General features: G+C 62.3%; 17 protein-coding genes. 5 read left to right on the top strand and 12 right to left on the bottom strand.

Annotated features, from left to right (window positions below; genetic code table 11):
* Positions 1 to 121: 121 nt before the first annotated feature.
* From BGK68_RS02235 to BGK68_RS02280, 10 genes are all read right to left on the bottom strand, one after another.
* Complete coding sequence (locus BGK68_RS02235) at positions 122 to 544, bottom strand: F0F1 ATP synthase subunit epsilon (RefSeq protein WP_013236284.1); 423 nt, start codon at positions 542 to 544, stop codon at positions 122 to 124.
* Positions 545 to 665: 121 nt separating this feature from the next.
* The gene (gene atpD, locus BGK68_RS02240) at positions 666 to 2,066 is read right to left on the bottom strand and encodes a F0F1 ATP synthase subunit beta (RefSeq protein WP_008332979.1); all 1,401 of its coding nucleotides are present in this window, start codon (positions 2,064 to 2,066) and stop codon (positions 666 to 668) included.
* Between the two features lie 57 nt (positions 2,067 to 2,123).
* Positions 2,124 to 2,996 carry a F0F1 ATP synthase subunit gamma gene (gene atpG, locus BGK68_RS02245; protein ID WP_075255744.1) on the bottom strand — a complete coding sequence of 291 codons (873 nt, stop codon included), beginning with the start codon at positions 2,994 to 2,996 and terminating at the stop codon, positions 2,124 to 2,126.
* 30 nt (positions 2,997 to 3,026) lie between these two features.
* Positions 3,027 to 4,568 (bottom strand): F0F1 ATP synthase subunit alpha, encoded by a 1,542-nt coding sequence (gene atpA / locus BGK68_RS02250; RefSeq protein WP_075255745.1) that lies wholly within the window; start codon positions 4,566 to 4,568, stop codon positions 3,027 to 3,029.
* 45 nt (positions 4,569 to 4,613) lie between these two features.
* The gene (locus tag BGK68_RS02255) at positions 4,614 to 5,147 is read right to left on the bottom strand and encodes a F0F1 ATP synthase subunit delta (RefSeq protein ID WP_075255746.1); all 534 of its coding nucleotides are present in this window, start codon (positions 5,145 to 5,147) and stop codon (positions 4,614 to 4,616) included.
* A 1-nt stretch (position 5,148) separates the two neighbouring features.
* Entirely contained in the window at positions 5,149 to 5,619 is a 471-nt protein-coding gene (locus BGK68_RS02260) for a F0F1 ATP synthase subunit B (protein WP_075255747.1), read from the bottom strand.
* Between the two features lie 74 nt (positions 5,620 to 5,693).
* Positions 5,694 to 5,939 (bottom strand): F0F1 ATP synthase subunit C, encoded by a 246-nt coding sequence (gene atpE / locus BGK68_RS02265; protein WP_006461334.1) that lies wholly within the window; start codon positions 5,937 to 5,939, stop codon positions 5,694 to 5,696.
* Positions 5,940 to 6,015: 76 nt separating this feature from the next.
* Positions 6,016 to 6,837, bottom strand: coding sequence for a F0F1 ATP synthase subunit A (gene atpB / locus BGK68_RS02270; RefSeq protein WP_039783516.1), 822 nt, complete (start codon positions 6,835 to 6,837; stop codon positions 6,016 to 6,018).
* Positions 6,834 to 7,178 carry an ATP synthase subunit I gene (locus tag BGK68_RS02275; protein ID WP_075255748.1) on the bottom strand — a complete coding sequence of 115 codons (345 nt, stop codon included), beginning with the start codon at positions 7,176 to 7,178 and terminating at the stop codon, positions 6,834 to 6,836. The genes atpB and BGK68_RS02275 overlap by 4 nt, the downstream gene beginning before the upstream one ends.
* 559 nt (positions 7,179 to 7,737) lie before the next feature.
* Positions 7,738 to 9,195: an HD domain-containing phosphohydrolase gene (locus BGK68_RS02280; protein ID WP_075255749.1), complete on the bottom strand. Its 1,458-nt coding sequence runs from the start codon at positions 9,193 to 9,195 to the stop codon at positions 7,738 to 7,740.
* A 218-nt stretch (positions 9,196 to 9,413) separates the two neighbouring features.
* On the opposite strand from BGK68_RS02280, the gene BGK68_RS02285 reads away from it, so the two are divergent.
* On the top strand, positions 9,414 to 10,199 hold the full coding sequence (locus tag BGK68_RS02285) for an alpha/beta hydrolase (RefSeq protein ID WP_013236292.1): 786 nt from the start codon (positions 9,414 to 9,416) through the stop codon (positions 10,197 to 10,199).
* A gap of 44 nt (positions 10,200 to 10,243) precedes the next feature.
* Here BGK68_RS02285 and rfbD read toward each other — a convergent pair whose 3' ends face one another.
* Both rfbD and BGK68_RS02295 read right to left on the bottom strand, forming a co-directional pair.
* On the bottom strand, positions 10,244 to 11,182 hold the full coding sequence (gene rfbD / locus BGK68_RS02290; protein ID WP_075255750.1) for a dTDP-4-dehydrorhamnose reductase: 939 nt from the start codon (positions 11,180 to 11,182) through the stop codon (positions 10,244 to 10,246).
* Positions 11,183 to 11,369: 187 nt separating this feature from the next.
* The gene (locus BGK68_RS02295; protein ID WP_075255751.1) at positions 11,370 to 12,290 is read right to left on the bottom strand and encodes a LysR family transcriptional regulator; all 921 of its coding nucleotides are present in this window, start codon (positions 12,288 to 12,290) and stop codon (positions 11,370 to 11,372) included.
* Positions 12,291 to 12,476: 186 nt separating this feature from the next.
* Between BGK68_RS02295 and BGK68_RS02300 the strand changes: the two genes are divergently transcribed.
* From BGK68_RS02300 to BGK68_RS02315, 4 genes are all read left to right on the top strand, one after another.
* Positions 12,477 to 13,691, top strand: a complete 1,215-nt coding sequence (locus BGK68_RS02300) for an MFS transporter (RefSeq protein ID WP_075255752.1) — start codon at positions 12,477 to 12,479, stop codon at positions 13,689 to 13,691.
* A 19-nt stretch (positions 13,692 to 13,710) separates the two neighbouring features.
* Positions 13,711 to 15,231: an amidase gene (locus BGK68_RS02305; RefSeq protein WP_075255753.1), complete on the top strand. Its 1,521-nt coding sequence runs from the start codon at positions 13,711 to 13,713 to the stop codon at positions 15,229 to 15,231.
* A 71-nt stretch (positions 15,232 to 15,302) separates the two neighbouring features.
* Positions 15,303 to 15,653 carry a RidA family protein gene (locus BGK68_RS02310; RefSeq protein ID WP_075255754.1) on the top strand — a complete coding sequence of 117 codons (351 nt, stop codon included), beginning with the start codon at positions 15,303 to 15,305 and terminating at the stop codon, positions 15,651 to 15,653.
* A 28-nt stretch (positions 15,654 to 15,681) separates the two neighbouring features.
* Entirely contained in the window at positions 15,682 to 16,815 is a 1,134-nt protein-coding gene (locus tag BGK68_RS02315; RefSeq protein ID WP_075255755.1) for an NAD(P)/FAD-dependent oxidoreductase, read from the top strand.
* Positions 16,816 to 16,989: the final 174 nt, after the last annotated feature.

Below are 16,989 nucleotides of genomic sequence, written 5' to 3' on the forward strand. Positions count from 1 at the left end.
TGATGTTCCATCGCAGCGCCATCGCTGCCGCTGCGACCCGCACGGGCAAGAAAAAAGGCAGCCGAGGCTGCCTTTTGATTTACTGCTGTCGGCCCTGCCGAGGCAAGGACACGCCGAACGATCAGCGCTTCTGACGCAACTTCTGGATCGCTGCCAGCTGTGCCACAGCGGCGGCCAGTTCGGCCTGGGCTGCGGCGTGGTCGATCTTGGAGTCGCGGTTGACCAGCGCTTCCTCGGCCAGACGCTTGGCTTCAGCAGCCTTGGCTTCGTCCAGGTCGGCACCACGGATGGCGGTGTCGGCCAGCACGGTCACGGCGTCGGGCTGCACTTCCAAGAGGCCGCCGGCCACGAACACGAATTCCTCGTGTGCCTGACCCGGGACCTTGATACGGACAGCACCTGGCTTGATGCGCGTGATCAGCGGGGTGTGACGGGGATAGATACCCAGTTCACCCGCTTCGCCCGGCAACGCGACGAATTCTGCCTCGCCGGAGAAGATTTCCTCTTCCGCCGAGACCACGTCCACGTGAATAGTATGTGCCATGTCGTTTCCTAGTCGATTGACCGCCCCTGTGAACAGGGGCGGCGCCAATGAATCAATGATTACTTACCTGCCATGGCCGCATCCGGTTGTGCACCGGTTATCGACCACGGCGTGGTCAGTCTTAGTTGATCTTCTTGGCCTTTTCGATTGCTTCGTCGATGGTACCGACCATGTAGAACGCTTGTTCCGGCAGGTGGTCCAGTTCGCCGCTGGCGATCATCTTGAAGCCCTTGATCGTGTCCTTCAGCGAAACGTACTTGCCCGGGGAACCGGTGAACACTTCGGCGACGTGGAAGGGCTGCGACAGGAAACGTTGCATCTTACGAGCACGTGCCACGATCAGCTTGTCTTCCGGAGCCAGTTCGTCCATGCCCAGAATCGCGATGATGTCACGCAGTTCCTTGTAGCGCTGCAGGGTACCCTGGACCGCACGGGCGGTCTCGTAGTGTTCCTGGCCGACCACTTGCGGGTCCAGCTGGCGCGAGGTCGAGTCCAGCGGATCGACGGCGGGGTAGATACCCAGCGAGGCGATGTCACGCGACAGAACGACGGTCGAGTCCAAGTGGGCGAAGGTGGTTGCCGGCGACGGGTCGGTCAAGTCATCCGCAGGGACGTACACGGCCTGGATCGAGGTGATGGAGCCAGTCTTGGTCGAGGTGATACGCTCTTGCAGGCGGCCCATTTCTTCGGCCAGCGTCGGCTGGTAGCCCACGGCCGAAGGCATACGGCCCAGCAGCGCGGACACTTCGGTACCGGCCAGGGTGTAACGGTAGATGTTGTCGACGAAGAACAGCACGTCCTTGCCTTCATCACGGAAACCTTCCGCGATGGTCAGGCCGGTCAGCGCCACGCGCAGACGGTTGCCCGGCGGTTCGTTCATCTGGCCGTAGACCATGGCGACCTTGGAGTTGGTCGGGTTTTCCAGGTCCACCACCTTGGCTTCTGCCATTTCATGGTAGAAGTCGTTACCTTCACGGGTACGCTCACCCACACCGGCGAACACGGACAGACCGCTGTGCGCCTTGGCGATGTTGTTGATCAGTTCCATCATGTTCACGGTCTTGCCCACACCGGCGCCACCGAACAGACCGACCTTACCACCCTTGGCAAACGGGCAGACCAGGTCAATGACCTTGATGCCGGTTTCCAGCAGCTCTTGCGAGGGCGACAGTTCGTCGTACGCGGGAGCCTTGCGGTGGATCGACGCGGTTTGCTCGTGCGAGACCGGACCGCATTCATCGATCGGGTTGCCCAGCACGTCCATGATGCGACCCAGGGTCGCGGTACCGACAGGCACCGTGATGGGCTTGCCAGTGTTCGAGATGGTCAGGCCGCGGCGCAGACCGTCCGACGAACCGAGCGCAATGGTACGAACCACGCCGTCGCCCAGCTGCTGCTGGACTTCCAGGGTCAGATCCGAACCTTCCAATTTCAAGGCATCGTAAACCTTGGGCATCGCATCGCGCGGAAACTCCACGTCCACCACAGCGCCGATACACTGAACGATTTTGCCATCAGCCATTTTCGTTCCTTCAATAGATAAAATTTAAATTCTGTTTCGCTGCGCTACGCCAGCTGATCAGCCGACCGCAGCCGCACCGGCGACGATTTCCGACAGCTCTTTGGTAATGGCGGCCTGACGAGTCTTGTTGTAGACCAACTTCAACTCGCCGATCACGCTACCTGCGTTGTCGCTGGCGGCCTTCATCGCGACCATGCGCGCCGATTGCTCGGAGGCCATGTTCTCGGCGACGGCTTGATAGATCAGCGCTTCGACGTAACGCACCAGCAGTTCGTCCACCACGGATTGCACATCGGGCTCATAGATGTAGTCCCAGGAGTGCGTACCCTCGTCAGCCTTGAGCTTGTCGCTGGTCAGCGGCAGCAGTTGCTGCAGGGTGGCTTCCTGCTTCATCGTGTTGATGAACTTGGTGTACACCAGGTACACCGCGTCCAGCTTGCCTTCCTGGTAAGCGTCGAGCAGCACCTTGACGGGGCCGATCAGCTTTTCCAGGTGCGGCGTATCACCCAGTTGCGTCACGTTGGCGGCCACACGGGCGCCGATGCGATTCAGAAAACCCAAACCCTTGTTGCCAATGGCGACGGATTCGATAGCCTTGCCCTGGCCTTCCAGTTCACGGAACTTGTTGGTCAACAGACGCAGCGAGTTGGTGTTCATGCCGCCGCACAGACCCTTGTCGGTCGTGACGACGATGAAACCAACGCGCTTGGCCGTATCCTGCTGGACCATGAACGGGTGCACGTACTCCGGATTGGCCTGCGACAGGTTGGCCGCAATGTTGCGGATCTTGTCGCTGTACGGGCGGGCTGCGTGCATCCGGTCCTGCGCCTTGCGCATTTTGGATGCCGCGACCATTTCCATCGCCTTGGTGATCTTCTTCGTATTTTCTACGCTCTTGATCTTGCCACGTATCTCTTTACCTGTAGCCATGAGTAAGACTCCTTATAGCTTCAGTAAGAATTAGTACGCGCCGGATTTCTTGAAGTCAGCGATGGCGGCTGCCAGGGCTGCCTCAGCATCCTTATCCAGTTGCTTGGTGTCTTCGATCTTCTTCAGCAGGTCAGCGTGGCTGGTCTTCATGAAGTTGTGCAGAGCCGACTCGAAGGCCAGGATCTTCTTCACTTCGACGTCATCCATGTAGCCCTTGTTGACGGCGAACAGGGTGACAGCCATGATCGAGATCGATTGCGGGGTGTACTGAGCCTGCTTCAACAGTTCGGTCACGCGCGCACCGCGGTCCAGCTGCTTGCGGGTGGCTTCGTCCAGGTCGGAAGCGAACTGCGCGAAGGCGGCCAACTCACGGTACTGCGCCAGGTCAGTACGGATACCGCCGGACAGGCCCTTGATGACCTTGGTCTGGGCAGCGCCACCGACGCGCGACACCGAGATACCGGCGTTGATCGCAGGACGGATACCGGCGTTGAACAGCGAAGTTTCCAGGAAGATCTGGCCGTCGGTGATCGAGATCACGTTGGTCGGAACGAAGGCCGAAACGTCACCTGCCTGGGTTTCGATGATCGGCAGTGCGGTCAGGGAACCGGTCTGGCCCTTGACTTCGCCGTTGGTGAACTTCTCGACGTAGTCGGCGTTCACGCGCGCAGCACGTTCCAGCAGACGGCTGTGCAGGTAGAACACGTCGCCAGGATAGGCTTCACGGCCCGGCGGACGGCGCAGCAGCAGCGAGACCTGACGGTAGGCCACGGCTTGCTTGGACAGGTCGTCATAGACGATCAGGGCGTCTTGACCGCGATCGCGGAAGTATTCGCCCATGGCGCAACCCGAGTAGGCCGACACGTATTGCATCGCTGCCGATTCGGAGGCGGTCGCGGCCACGACGATGGTGTATTCCATCGCGCCGTGCGCTTCCAGTGCGCGCACCACGTTCTTGACCGACGAAGCCTTCTGGCCGATCGCAACGTAGATGCAGGTCATGTTCTGACCCTTTTGATTGATGATGGCGTCGATCGCAACAGCGGTCTTGCCGGTCTGGCGGTCACCAATGATCAGCTCGCGCTGACCACGGCCAACAGGCACCATGGAGTCGATCGACTTCAGGCCGGTCTGCATCGGCTGCGACACGGACTGACGCGCGATCACGCCCGGAGCGATCTTTTCGATCGGGGCGGTCAGCTTGGCGTTGATCGGACCCTTGCCGTCGATCGGCTGGCCCAGTGCGTTCACGACACGGCCCTTCAGTTCAGGACCGATCGGCACTTCCAGGATACGGCCGGTGCACTTGACGACGTCGCCTTCGGAAATGTGTTCGTATTCGCCCAGGATAACGGCGCCCACCGAGTCACGCTCCAGGTTCAGCGCCAGGCCGAAGGTGTTGCCCGGGAATTCCAGCATCTCACCTTGCATCACGTCGGACAGACCATGGATACGGCAGATACCGTCGGACACGGAAATGACCGTGCCCTGATTGCGAATCTCAGCGGTATCGCCAAGGCCTTGGATCCGGCTCTTGATCAGCTCGCTGATTTCAGATGCGTTGAGTTGCATACTAACTCCTAAAAATTGTTCTTTCGCTTAGCCAGGCAGAGGCATTTACGCGGCCAGAGCAGCTTGCAGCTGCTGCAGCTTCGCGCGCACGGAGGTATCGAACACTTCGTCGCCGACCACGACGCGCACACCGCCAATCAAGCTGCTGTCGACCGTCACGGAGGGATTCAGCTTGCGGCCGAACTTCTTCTCCAGTGCCGAGACCACATCCTTGACCTGGGCGTCGCTGAGCTCAAAGGCACTCACGATGTTGGCATCGGCCGCACCTTCCGCCGTGTTCTTGAGCACGTGGAATTGTTCGGCGATCTGCGGCAGCAGGACCAGGCGGCCGTTGTCGACCAGGGTCTTGACGAAATTGGTCGCCTCGACCGACAGCGGGGTCTTCAGGGCAGCGGCAAACACTTCTGCCAGCTTGTCATGCGATACGGAAGGGTTCTGCGCCAGGGCCTGCACCTCGGGATGCGCCGCCACCTGGGCCATCTCGTCGACGAGATCGGACCAGGCTGCCAGGCTGCCTGCCTTGGCCACACGGAACAAGGCTTCGGCGTAAGGACGAGCGATCGTTGCGAGTTCGGCCATATTACAGCTCTGTCTTCAGTTGATTCAGCAAGTCGGCGTGAGCAGCCGCATTCACTTCGCGCTTGAGGATCTGTTCCGCGCCCTTGACGGCGAGCGTTGCGACCTGGCCGCGCAGTTCTTCACGCGCCTGGTTCACTTGCTGTTGAGCGTCCGCCTTTGCGTTGGCGATGATGCGGGCAGCTTCTTCAGCGGCCGTCTTCTTGGCTTCTTCAATGATCAGCTGAGCGCGCTTTTCGGCTTCGCCGATGCGCTTCTGGCCTTCATCACGTGCCGATGCCAGTTCGCCCTGGATACGCTTTTCGGCGGCGGCCAGATCGGCCTTACCGCGGTCAGCGGCTGCCAGCCCGTCCGCAATCTTCTTGGCGCGTTCGTCGAGCGCCTTAATCAACGGCGGCCACACGAATTTCATCGTGAAGCCGGCGAGGATGAAGAAGACCACGAACTGTGCAATCAATGTTGCATTTAAGTTCACGGTAATTTCCTTCTCAGAATAACGAGTGCCGGAACCAATCGTCCGGCAGATGAGAATCGGCTATGAAGCGCGAATTACTTGGCGATGAACGGATTTGCGAATGCGAACAGCATGGCGATACCAACGCCGATCAGGAAGGCCGCGTCGATCAGGCCAGCCAGCAGGAACATCTTGGTTTGCAGGGTGTTCATCAGTTCAGGCTGACGTGCGGATGCTTCGAGGTACTTACCGCCCATGATCGCGATACCGATACAAGCGCCGATAGCACCCAGGCCAATGATCAAACCGCAAGCCAGAGCAACGAAAGAGACATCAGTCATGACAATTCCTTAAGAAAAGTTAAATTAAATACAAAACCAAAAAACAAACTGAAAAACAGGTACTGCAAGCCTTGTGTTAGTGCGCTTCGTGCGCCTGGCCCAGGTAAACCAGTGTCAACATCATGAAGATGAATGCTTGGAGCAACACGATCAGGATGTGGAAAATTGCCCAGATAGAACCGGCGATCACATGGCCGATGAAGCCGAATGCGGTCGCGGTCGATCCCAGCAATGCGATCAGCAGGAACAACAGTTCGCCTGCATACATGTTGCCGAACAGTCGCATGCCCAGGGACACGGTCTTGGCGGCGAATTCGATGATGTTCAGCAGCAGGTTGAACGGAGCCAGCCAGATGCCGAAGGGTGCTGCAAACAGTTCATGGATGAAGCCGCCGGCGCCCTTGATCTTGACGCTGTAGTACAGCATCAGGGCCAGCACGCCCAGGGCGATGCCCAGGGTGCCGTTGAGGTCGGCGGTGGGGACGATGCGGTGGTGCATTTCACCCAGGCCGAACAGGCCCAGGATGCCGGAGGCCAGGTCCACCGGCAGGAAGTCCAGCGAGTTCATCAGGGCCACCCAGACGAACACGGTCAGCGCCACCGGGGCGATGAAGGTACGGTCGCCGTGGACGATGGCCTTGGACTGGTCTTCCACCATTTCGACGACCATCTCGACGAAGGCCTGGAAGCGGCCCGGCACACCCGAGGTCGCCTTGCGGGCGGCCAGGAACATGAAGAAGCAGGCGATGACACCGCAGAACACGGACCAGAAGATGGTATCCACGTTCAGGATCGAGAAATCGACGATCTTGGTCTGATGCTGGGTGGAGAGGTGTCCGAGGTGGTGGACAATATATTCAGAGGCTGTGGGCGCGTGCTCTGCGGCTTCTACGGTCATGGTCGGTGTCTAAACAGTAAAATGAAATAACTCTTAAGCACCACGATGAAGCTCAGCAAAAATGCGAGCCAGTGAACACCGTGGTACAACCAAACGATCGCGCCCATGAGCGCAAAAGTCGTAGCAATCTTGATAAATTCCCCGAAGAAAAACGTCATCGGGTTGGTACCACCGGGTTTCTGCGCACTGACATGAAGTCGCAGTGCAAACAGGGCATTGGGAACGACACAGCAGACGCCTCCCAACAATGCGGACCAAAGCGCCGGAAGTCCGCCCAGCATGCCCGCCACCAGGGTGACGACGGCCGTGGTTACGAGCTGCAAGAGAATGATGCGCAGCATATCTATCCAATATCGTGCATGCGCCGCACTCTTTACGAGCAGACGGCAGCTTAAAAGCCCGGCGATTATAAAGGTTCGTTTTCCGGTAAGTCAAACCTTTTGCAGCCAGATCAAGGCCTTATCTCAGGCACTTGCAGGGCATTTGTGGCAAATAAGCAGCCAGTTTGATTTTTTGCAGCGCAACAGGAAATTGTACTGCCGCCCGCCTGAGCTGCACCGCTTTCATCCGCTCATCTGATGAGACAGGATCAGGCAGACCCGAGAGGGAGACGAAAAAACTCTCAGTTGTAGTAAACGTTTTCTGAACAGGCGCCAATTTAATCAAAAAGAGTCGCAAGCGCCAGATAAATATCCCGCAAATTCAAGGATTTACGCCCACAACTATGACGCTCGCAATCCATCCGGAGACAAACTGACATTTTGTCAGGAAAGTACCTGTCGTCTGACAACTGGACTCGCTTTTGGAAAGAATTGCTGCAACACAGCGAAACCGGCTCAAAAATGAGCCGCCCATCTGGGCAGGTCCTGCGCAGGGTCGCCCTGCCGTAGAACTACGGCATCAGATCAGCCCCAGGCTCAAACCCTTCAGGGTGGCCGCGGCGCGAGTGGAACACTGGAGCTTGCGGAAGATGCTCTCGACATGGGTGCGCACGGTGGACGGGCTGATCTGCATGGCGCGGGCAGCTTCCTTGTTGCTCTCGCCCAGGCTGATGCGGCGCAATACCTCGGCCTCGCGCTCGGAGAGCAAGCGCCTGGGCAGCGACGGCGCCGCCCCGCCCTGTCCGGCCGCAGCCGCCACGACCCACTGGACCGCCTGAGGGTCGAACAGCCCGGCCTGGGCGTCGGCCTGCAATTGCTGGCATGCATCGAGCTCGCTCATGGCGCTGCGCCAGGGCCGCGGCGCGCACAAGGCGGCCAGGGCCGCCGCTGCTGCCAGCAGGCGCGCGGGCATCGCCAGGCTGTCATGGTCGAGATTGCGGAAATAGCCGCTGCCGTCGAGACGTTCATAGAGACGGGAGGCGAGCTCGGCCTCATCGCGCAGGGCCGGAATCAGCGCGCCGGCGCGGGCGGTCCAATAGGGTGCCAGGCGGATACGTTCCCAGTCGGCGGCGCTGGGCCGGCCCGGGCGCTCCCAGATGGTGTTGGAGACCGAGGCGCGGCCAATGCCGTGCAACAGCGCGGCCCGTTCCAGCCGCTGCCCTTGTTCCGGGTCCAGGCCGGCCAGGGCGGCTGCGCGCACTGCCAGCTCGGCGACACGGCGCGAGTAGCCGGTCAACCAGGGCAGCTTCAATTCAATCAGTTCGGCCACGATGCTCAGCGCCACCGGATGCGCCGGCAGGTCTGCATCGATATCGCCAGCCTGCTCCAGCGCAGCCAGCAGCGCAGGCGCATGCGCCACGGCCAGTTGGGCCATGGCGCTCGGATACTTGACCCCGCCCAGTTGCAGGATCATCTGGCAGGCCGCCGAAACGGGATGGGTGCGCGAGAGGATTTCCAGGTCACCGGCCAGGCTGGTGAGATAGACCACCGGCGGGATCGCTTCGTGCGTGAGCTGGCGCGGCGCACCGCTGCCGTCGTAGTGCTCCCAGACATGGCGCAGGCCGGTCTCCACCGGGCCGGGCAGCCCCAGCAGGGCGGCCACCTCGCCGGCCACTTCGCAATGGATATGCGCCAGCGGTGCGATATTGGCGAAGTTCAAGGGATGCCCCTCGGGCAAGCCCTGGCGCAGCATGGCCTCGCGCCCACCGACATCGTCTCCCAGGAGCGTGGCGAAACCGGCGGCGTTGGCCGTGCATCCCGACCAGCGCAGCAAGGACACCAGCGCCGCATGCCTGGCGGTGGATTCGTCGGCGCCCTGCAGTTGCGCCAGCCGCACCGCCAGACGCGCCGCTCGCACTGACTGGTCGGGTGGCTGCCCCATGCTCAGGTCGCCAGCCAGCGCCAGCGCGCGCACGGCCACCTGGGCGGGAACAGTGGGCGAGGAAACAGGGGCGGCAGGGTGAATGGCGTCGGGCATCCCGACACTTTAGCGGTAAGCGGCACGCACGGGCAATCAACCATTCGTGTAACTGGGCGGGCCCGGTGCGCTCGACCACAATGCGCGCACATCCAGTCCGCCACAAGCGGGTCGGTCAATTGACCGATACCGGGGCCGGATGGCCATTCCTATACTGGCCTGGCTGACATCAACAAGGTCACAGGACACCCCCTCATCACTTCCAACAGGAGCACATCATGCAAGCATCGTCCCGCCTCTTCAACCTCAAGACCGCCCTGGGCGCACTGGCCGTCGCGGCCGCCTTCAGCGCCGCCGGCCCCGCCAGCGCAGCACCGGCCGAGCAAGCCTCGGTGGTGATCGTGCACGGCGCCTTCGCCGATGGCTCCGACTGGGCCAAGGTAATCCCCCTGCTGCAAGCCAAGGGCGTCAAGGTCACCGCCGTGCAGAATCCGCTGACCTCGCTGGCCGATGATGTGGCCGCCGCACGTCGCGCCATCGACAACCAGCCCGGCAAGGTCGTGCTGGTCGGTCACTCCTGGGGCGGCACGGTGATTACCGAAGCTGGCAACCATGACAAGGTCGCCAGCCTGGTCTACGTGGCCGCCTTCGCTCCGGATGCGGGCCAGGCCACCGGCGACCTCGGCAAGGATCTGCCGGTGCCGCCGGGCATCGCCAAGCTGTCGGTGGACAAGGCCGGTTTCGCCAGCCTGCCGCCGGCTGCGCTGGCCGCCGATTTCGCCCAGGACGTGCCAGCCAAGCAGGCTGCCGTGATGGCGGCCACACAAGGTCCGATCGCCATGAAGGCCTTTGGCGACAAGGTGGAAACGGCAGCCTGGAAGACCCGTCCGAGCTGGTACATCGTCAGCACCAAGGACCGCATGATCCAGCCCGCGCTGGAGCGCGCCTTCGCCAAGCAGATCAACGCCAAGACCACCGAACTGCCGGCCAGCCACGTGCCGCAGCAATCGCGTCCGGCTGACGTGGCCAAGGTGATCCTGGAAGCCGTGGCGGCGAGCAAGTAAGCCTGCTCGCAGGCTCTGCGGACGCTACCGCGTCCCTGTCCTCTCTAGAGGCCAGGCGTCGGCGTGCCCGACGTCTGGCCCTGCCCTTCCCGCTGCGATGGCGCGTGCAGGCAGCGCTCCAAGGCCTCTTCCCAGGTCGGCAGGGAAAGGGAAAACGCCCGCCTCAGCAGGCCGGTATCGAGACGCGAATTGCGCGGCCGCTGCGCGATGGCCGGATAGGCGTCGCTGGCGATCGGGCGCACCAGGGCCGGGTCCAGCAGTGCTGTCTCGCCCTGCGCGCGCAGCAATTGCAGGATGCGTTGTGCAAATCCATGCCAGGAGGTAGCACCACCAGCGCTCAGATGATAAAGACCGGTGGTATCACGCACGCTCTGCTGTGCATCCGCGCCATGAGCGAGCATGCACGCCAAGGCATCGACAATGGTATGCGTCCAGGTAGGAGCACCGATCTGGTCGTCCACGACAGTTAGAAATTCCCGCTCACCTGCGAGACGCCACATCGTCTTGAGGAAGTTTGTACCGTCGAGTCCATACACCCAACTGGTCCGCAATATCCAGTAGGCATCACAATGCGCGGCGATGCCCTCTTCGCCCGCCAGCTTCGTGCGGCCATAGACGTTGAGCGGACCGGTGGGATCGGTCTCGACGTAGGGCCGCGCCGACTTTCCGTCGAAGACATAATCAGTTGAAAAATGCACCAGCGGCGCGCCCAGCATCTGCGCTTGCTGCGCCAGGATCATGGGAGCAAGGGCGTTGACCGCCTCCGCCCGGGCCACATCGGACTCCGCCTTGTCCACTGCGGTATAGGCGGCGGCATTGACGATCAACCCCGGCCGCGCCTGCTGGACGAAAGACTGCAGCGCCTGCCGGTCAGCAAGATCGAGTGCACGACTGGAAGGCGCCAGCAGCTCGCCATGTTGCGCCAGCATGGGCTGCAATGCCTGCCCCAGCTGTCCCGATGCGCCCGTAAGTAGAATCCTCATGCGAAACTCTCTGCCGCACAGCGCAGCCGTTCTTTAAGTGGATGGTCAACAGGGACGGTTCCGTCCTTGCGCTGACTACGGATTACCCGTGCCATGACGGTATCACAAGCGCCCACGCCAACACCCCGACCTGGCCCGATAGTGGACCGCAGTGCACGGCGCCGCCATCTCCGCTCAATCAATGCCATCAATGCCGTCCCGCTGCCCGCGCAATGAGGGCGTTGAGAAAGGCCCTTGCCGCATCGGGCAAGGTGCGTCCGGCCAGTGACTGAATTTCCAGTTGCAGCGTATTCATGTCCTTGTCGCGGATGGGCAGCGCCGCCAGCTTTCCCTCGCGCACCAGCTTGCGGATCGGCAAGGCTGCAGAAAAACCGATGCCATGGCCGGCCATCACGAAACACAGCAGCGCGCTGATCGAGTCGGCCGCCAGCGTGGGTTCCAGCAAGACATTGCGGCGGCTGCAGCAGGCATCGATGAGGCGGCGCATGGTGATGGTCTTCTTGGGCATCGCCAAAGGATAGGGCGCCAGTTCGGACAGGCTGACCTGCTTGCGATGGGCCAGTTCATGCGCTGGATGCATGACGGCCAGGATGGGTGCACGCTGGGCAAACTCGACCTTGATGTCGGCGTCAGGCGCCATCGTGAAGGTCAGTCCCAGATCGACCGCGCCTTCGCGTATCTGCTGGGCCACGTGCATCGCATTGCCCACCGAGAGCTGAAAGCGGATGCCTTTGTGCTGACGGCAGAACTGCTCGATGGTGGCCGGCACGAATTCCAGCGCGAAGCCCTCGGTGCAGGCCAGCTTGACCTCGCCGCGCCGCAATCCCTTGAGGGCCGCCAGTTCATTGCCGATGCGCTCGGCCTCGAGCTGCATGCGCAAGGCGTGCGCGGCCAGCAGCTCGCCAGCGGCATTGGGACGCATGCCACGCGCCACGCGTTCGAACAGGGGCGTATCCAGTTCCGCTTCGAGCCGCGCGATCTGCCGGCTGATGGCCGACGAGGCCACATTGAGCGTATTGGCCGCCTCGGTGATGGAACCGCGCCGCACCACCTCGAGGAAGTAACGCACCGCAGTCTCCTGCAGTACGCGGGTGTGAATGGTAGTCATGGGGGCATTGTAGAACTCATCGCCAAGCTCGGCATAGCTTCGCAGCGGGACGAGGCCCGAAAACGGTTTGCCGATTCGGCAATGACTTATTCGAAAACTTCTACTTGCCGCAAACCTCATGCAGGCTTAGCATCGGTCAACGAATCGACGGGGCAGGCCCGTCGTCGCACCGGAAGGAATCGCTTCATGGATGCTGCGGTAAGGAAGGGGAAATACAAATACCTGGTACTGGCCTTGCTGTATCTGGGCTGGTGCGTCTCCTACATCGATCGCGCCGCGATCACCTTCGCGGCCACGCAGATCGCCAGCGAATTCCATCTGAAGCCGTCCGATCTGGGCATCCTGCTGTCGAGCTTCTTCCTCGGCTATTCACTGCTGCAACTGCCCGGCGGCTGGCTGGCCGACCGCTACGGGTCGCGGCCGGTGATCGTCATTTCCATCCTGCTCTGGTCGCTCTTCACCGGCGTCACCGGCATGGCCTGGTCGGTCACCAGCCTGGTGATGATCCGCTTCATCTTCGGCCTGGGCGAAGGCGCGTTTCCGGCGGCCAGCGTCAAGGGCGTGGCCGAGAACTTCAGCCGTGACGAGCGCCCCAAGATGTCCTCGCTGCTCATGTCGTCCAACTATATCGGCAGCATGCTGGCGCCGCTGTTGATCGCCCCGCTGATCCTGCATTACGGCTGGCGCGCGGTGTTCCACTACATTGGCATCGCCGGCGTCGTGTTCGCCCTGGTCTACTGGTTCTGCGTGCGACCGGTGCGCCCCGGCGTGGGCGGTGCAGGGGCCATCAACAAGCAGGCCTTCATGGCGCTGATGAAGATGCCGCTGATGTGGCAGATCGTGGCGGTGTGGTTCGGGCTGTCCATCATCAACAAGGGACTCGACACCTGGATGCCGACCTACCTGATGACGGTGCGCGGGCTGAACCTGAAGGCGGTCGGCCTGCTGCTGCCACTGCCCTACATCATGGCCGGACTGTCGACCGCCATCGGCGGCTGGGTGATGGTGCGCTTCTTCGATGGCCGCGAGAAACTGCTGCTCATCGGCAGCTCCCTGCTCACAGCCGTGTTCGTCTATTGCATGTACAGCGCGGCCAGCGTCGAAGGCGTCATCGCCTGGCAATGCCTGGCCTATTTCTTCAAGTCCTTCGTGCTGGCCACCTGCATCGCACTGCCCACCAAGATGCTGCAAGCGCAGCTGGTGGGCAGCGGCGTGGGCATGGTCAACCTGGGCGGCCAGCTGGCGGGCTTCATCTCGCCGCTGGTGATCGGTTTCCTGGTCAGCGCCTTCGCCAACTATGACTACGCCTTCAGCTTCCTCATCGGCGCAGCCTTCTTCTCGGTGCTGGTAAGCCTGTTCATCCACACCAACAAGAGCGACAGCCAGATGCAGCTCGCCTGATCCACCACAAGGACTTTCCATGCAAGACAAGCTCGTTGAAAAAAGCGCAGTCGAACTGCGGCAGCTGATCGGCAGCAAGCAACTGTCGCCGGTCGAACTGCTGGAAGCCTGCATCGCCCGCATCGAAGACATCAACCCGCACATCAACGCCGTGACCGCCACCTGCTTCGAACGCGCACGCAGCGAGGCGCGCGCCGCCGAGCAGGCCGTCATCGATGGCAAGCCGCTGGGTCTGCTGCACGGCCTGCCCATCGGCATCAAGGACCTGGAAGAAACCGAAGGCCTGCTCACCACCTATGGCTCGCCGCTCTATCGCGGCAATATCCCGGCCCGGGATAACGCCCTGGTGGCGCGGCTGCGCGGCGCCGGCGCCATCGTCGCCGGCAAGACCAATGTGCCGGAGATGGGTGCCGGGGCCAACAGCCGCAATGCTGTCTGGGGCGCGACCGGCAATCCCTTCAATCCGCTGCTCAATGCGGGTGGTTCGTCGGGCGGCTCGGCGGCAGCCCTGGCGACCGATCTGTTGCCGCTGTGTTCGGGTTCCGATACCGGCGGTTCCTTACGCATTCCCGCCGCCAAGTGCGGCGTGGTCGGTTTCCGCCCTTCCCCGGGACTGGTGCCCAGCGAGCGCAAGCTGCTGGGCTGGACACCGATTTCAGTGGTCGGCCCGATGGGCCGCGACGTAGCCGACACCGTGCTGCAATTGCGCGCCACCGTGGGCCTGCATGCCAGCGATCCACTGGGCTATGCGGTCAGTGACGGCGAGTTCGCCAGCTTGCCGCAGGTGGATCTGGCGCAGTTACGTATCGGTTACACGGAAGATTTCGGCGTCTGCGACGTCGATAACGGCATCCGCCAGGTGTTCCGCGACAAGATGGCCGCCATCGCCCCCTACGTGAAACTGTGCGAGCCAGTCGACGTCGAGATGGGCGAAGCCCACCGCGCCTTCGACGTCATCCGCGCCGAAGCCTTCGTGGCCGGTTTCGATGCGGCCTACCGCCGCGATCCCGCTTCGCTGGGACCGAACACGCGCGCCAACTATGAGATGGGCGCGGCCATGAGCCTGCTCGACTGCGCCTGGGCGCAGAGTGAACAGACCCGTATCTTCCGCCGCTTCCAGCAACTCTATGAGCGCTACGACCTGATCCTCTCGCCCACCACACCGGTGTCCCCCTTTCCCTGGAGCGAGCTGTACCTGAAGGAAGTCAATGGGGTGGCGCTGGAGAACTACTATCGCTGGCTGGCCCTGACCTACGTGGTCACGCTGGCGACCAATCCGGCCATTTCGCTGCCCTGCGGACGCGATCATCGCGGCATGCCGTTCGGTCTGCAAGTCACCGGACCATTCCGTGGCGACGCCCGCCTGCTGGCCTGCGCCGCCGCGCTGGAACAGGCCTTTGTCGGCAACGAGACGCTGTGCCGGCCAAGGCCTGACCTGGCCAAACTCAAGACGGTACATGCCCCGCTCACTTCCATCGTCACCGATCCGCCGCTATTGCAGGGCCAGGGGACGGAGCAGTCGGGCGGACCGGCCGTCTGATAGAGCCGCATCAAATTTATATTATTTATATTTTTTATTATTTTTAACTTCGAGAATTCTTCCCGCTCACGATGAACAAGATTGAACGCTTCAACACCAATGCCCGCATGAGCCAGCTGGTCATCGCCAATGGTTTTGCCTTTGTTTCCGGCCAGGTGCCGGGCCATGCCGGCGCGCCCATTCCCCAGCAGGCCGCCGAAGTGCTGGCCAAGATCGACGCACAGCTGCAGGCACAGGGCATCGGGCGTGAGCGGATCGTGTCGGCCAATGTCTGGCTCTCGAGTCCCGAGCACTTCGCCGCCTTCAATGCAGTGTGGGAATCCTGGGTGCCCGCCGGCCATGCGCCCACCCGCGCCTGCGTCCAGGCGCTGCTGATGCTGCCCGGCCTGGATGTGGAAGTGGCCGTCGTGGCGGCCGTCTGAAGTCCGAGTCAAGACCAGGAGCCTGCCCATGAGTGACCACACGCGCGTCGACTACCTCATCATCGGCGCCGGCATTGCCGGCGCTTCCATCGCCTACTGGCTGGCGCAGCACGGCAGCGTGCTGCTGGTGGAGCGCGAATCGCAACCGGGTTATCACAGCACGGGCCGCTCGGCCGCGCTCTACATGGAGAGCTATGGTCCGCCGCAGGTGCGTGCGCTGACCTGCGCCAGCCGCGCCTTCTTCGATCATCCCCCCGAGGGTTTCGCCGAACATCCGCTGCTCACCCCGCGCGGGGCGCTGTTCTACGCCAACTCGGCGCAGCAGGCGCAACTGGACGAGCATGAGGCCCTGGTGCGCTCGGTCTCGGACAAGGTACTGCGCCTGGATGCACAGCAGACCCGCGCGATGGTGCCGGTGCTGCGCGCTGAAGACCTGATCGGCGCGGTCTACGAAGAGGATGCCAGCGACATCGACGTGCATGCCTTGCATCAGGGTTTCCTGCGCGGCGCACGTGCGGCTGGCGCACGCGTGCTGTGCCATGCAGAGGTGCAAGCCATCACCCGCGACGAGGGTAGCCAGACCTGGCGGGTACACACCAGCCAGGGCGAATTGCTGGGCGGCGTGATCGTCAACGCCGCCGGTGCGTGGGCCGATGAGATCGGCCGCTTGGCAGGGGCCGCACCGATCGGCCTGCAACCCAAGCGCCGCTCGGCGTTCACGTTTGCAGCCCCGGCTGGCAGCGAGCACTGGCCGATGTTCATGCCGGTCGATGAGTCCTTCTACATCAAGCCCGACGCCGGGTTGCTGCTGGGGTCGCCGGCCAATGCCGATCCGGTGCCGCCGCAGGATGTGCAGGCAGAGGAACTGGACATCGCCATTGCCATCGACCATATCCAGAACGCCACCACGCTGGAGATCCGCCGCCCGGCGCATGTCTGGGCGGGCTTGCGTTCCTTCGTGGCCGATGGGAGTTTCGTGGGCGGGTATGACCGCGAATTGCCGGGATTCTTCTGGGCCGCCGGCCAGGGTGGCTATGGCATCCAGTCTGCGCCTGCTGCTGGCGAGACCTACGCGGCGCTGGTGCGCGGCGAACCGGTGCCGGCACATATTGCGCGGTTTGGGGTGGAGGCGGCGGCGTTGAGTCCGGGGCGACTGGGCTGAGGCCGGCAAGCAGATGGACAGGGGACCGCCAGCGCGGTCCTTTTTTTCGCCTATTTCGTGTGATGTCGATGGGTGCAGCCGGCTGTCAGAGGTCGGCGGTCTGTGCCAGCCAAGTGATTTGCTGGCGAAACGGAAAGAGATCCCCGGCGAGGCCGGACGGCTCCCCCCATGGAG

The sequence above is a fragment of the Herbaspirillum camelliae genome, from assembly GCF_001929405.1.
GTDB lineage: Bacteria > Pseudomonadota > Gammaproteobacteria > Burkholderiales > Burkholderiaceae_D > Herbaspirillum > Herbaspirillum seropedicae.

Excerpts from the sequence above, each read along its gene's own strand:
- atpB (WP_039783516.1), bottom strand. The coding sequence starts at position 6,837 with ATGACCGTAGAAGCCGCAGAGCACGCGCCCACAGCCTCTGAATATATT.
- atpE (WP_006461334.1), bottom strand. The coding sequence starts at position 5,939 with ATGACTGATGTCTCTTTCGTTGCTCTGGCTTGCGGTTTGATCATTGGC.
- BGK68_RS02255 (WP_075255746.1), bottom strand. The coding sequence starts at position 5,147 with ATGGCCGAACTCGCAACGATCGCTCGTCCTTACGCCGAAGCCTTGTTC.
- BGK68_RS02315 (WP_075255755.1), top strand. The coding sequence starts at position 15,682 with ATGAGTGACCACACGCGCGTCGACTACCTCATCATCGGCGCCGGCATT.
- BGK68_RS02305 (WP_075255753.1), top strand. The coding sequence starts at position 13,711 with ATGCAAGACAAGCTCGTTGAAAAAAGCGCAGTCGAACTGCGGCAGCTG.
- BGK68_RS02280 (WP_075255749.1), bottom strand. The coding sequence starts at position 9,195 with ATGCCCGACGCCATTCACCCTGCCGCCCCTGTTTCCTCGCCCACTGTT.
- BGK68_RS02275 (WP_075255748.1), bottom strand. The coding sequence starts at position 7,178 with ATGCTGCGCATCATTCTCTTGCAGCTCGTAACCACGGCCGTCGTCACC.
- BGK68_RS02310 (WP_075255754.1), top strand. The coding sequence starts at position 15,303 with ATGAACAAGATTGAACGCTTCAACACCAATGCCCGCATGAGCCAGCTG.
- BGK68_RS02285 (WP_013236292.1), top strand. The coding sequence starts at position 9,414 with ATGCAAGCATCGTCCCGCCTCTTCAACCTCAAGACCGCCCTGGGCGCA.
- atpG (WP_075255744.1), bottom strand. The coding sequence starts at position 2,996 with ATGGCTACAGGTAAAGAGATACGTGGCAAGATCAAGAGCGTAGAAAAT.
- BGK68_RS02300 (WP_075255752.1), top strand. The coding sequence starts at position 12,477 with ATGGATGCTGCGGTAAGGAAGGGGAAATACAAATACCTGGTACTGGCC.
- atpA (WP_075255745.1), bottom strand. The coding sequence starts at position 4,568 with ATGCAACTCAACGCATCTGAAATCAGCGAGCTGATCAAGAGCCGGATC.
- BGK68_RS02295 (WP_075255751.1), bottom strand. The coding sequence starts at position 12,290 with ATGACTACCATTCACACCCGCGTACTGCAGGAGACTGCGGTGCGTTAC.
- BGK68_RS02235 (WP_013236284.1), bottom strand. The coding sequence starts at position 544 with ATGGCACATACTATTCACGTGGACGTGGTCTCGGCGGAAGAGGAAATC.
- atpD (WP_008332979.1), bottom strand. The coding sequence starts at position 2,066 with ATGGCTGATGGCAAAATCGTTCAGTGTATCGGCGCTGTGGTGGACGTG.
- rfbD (WP_075255750.1), bottom strand. The coding sequence starts at position 11,182 with ATGAGGATTCTACTTACGGGCGCATCGGGACAGCTGGGGCAGGCATTG.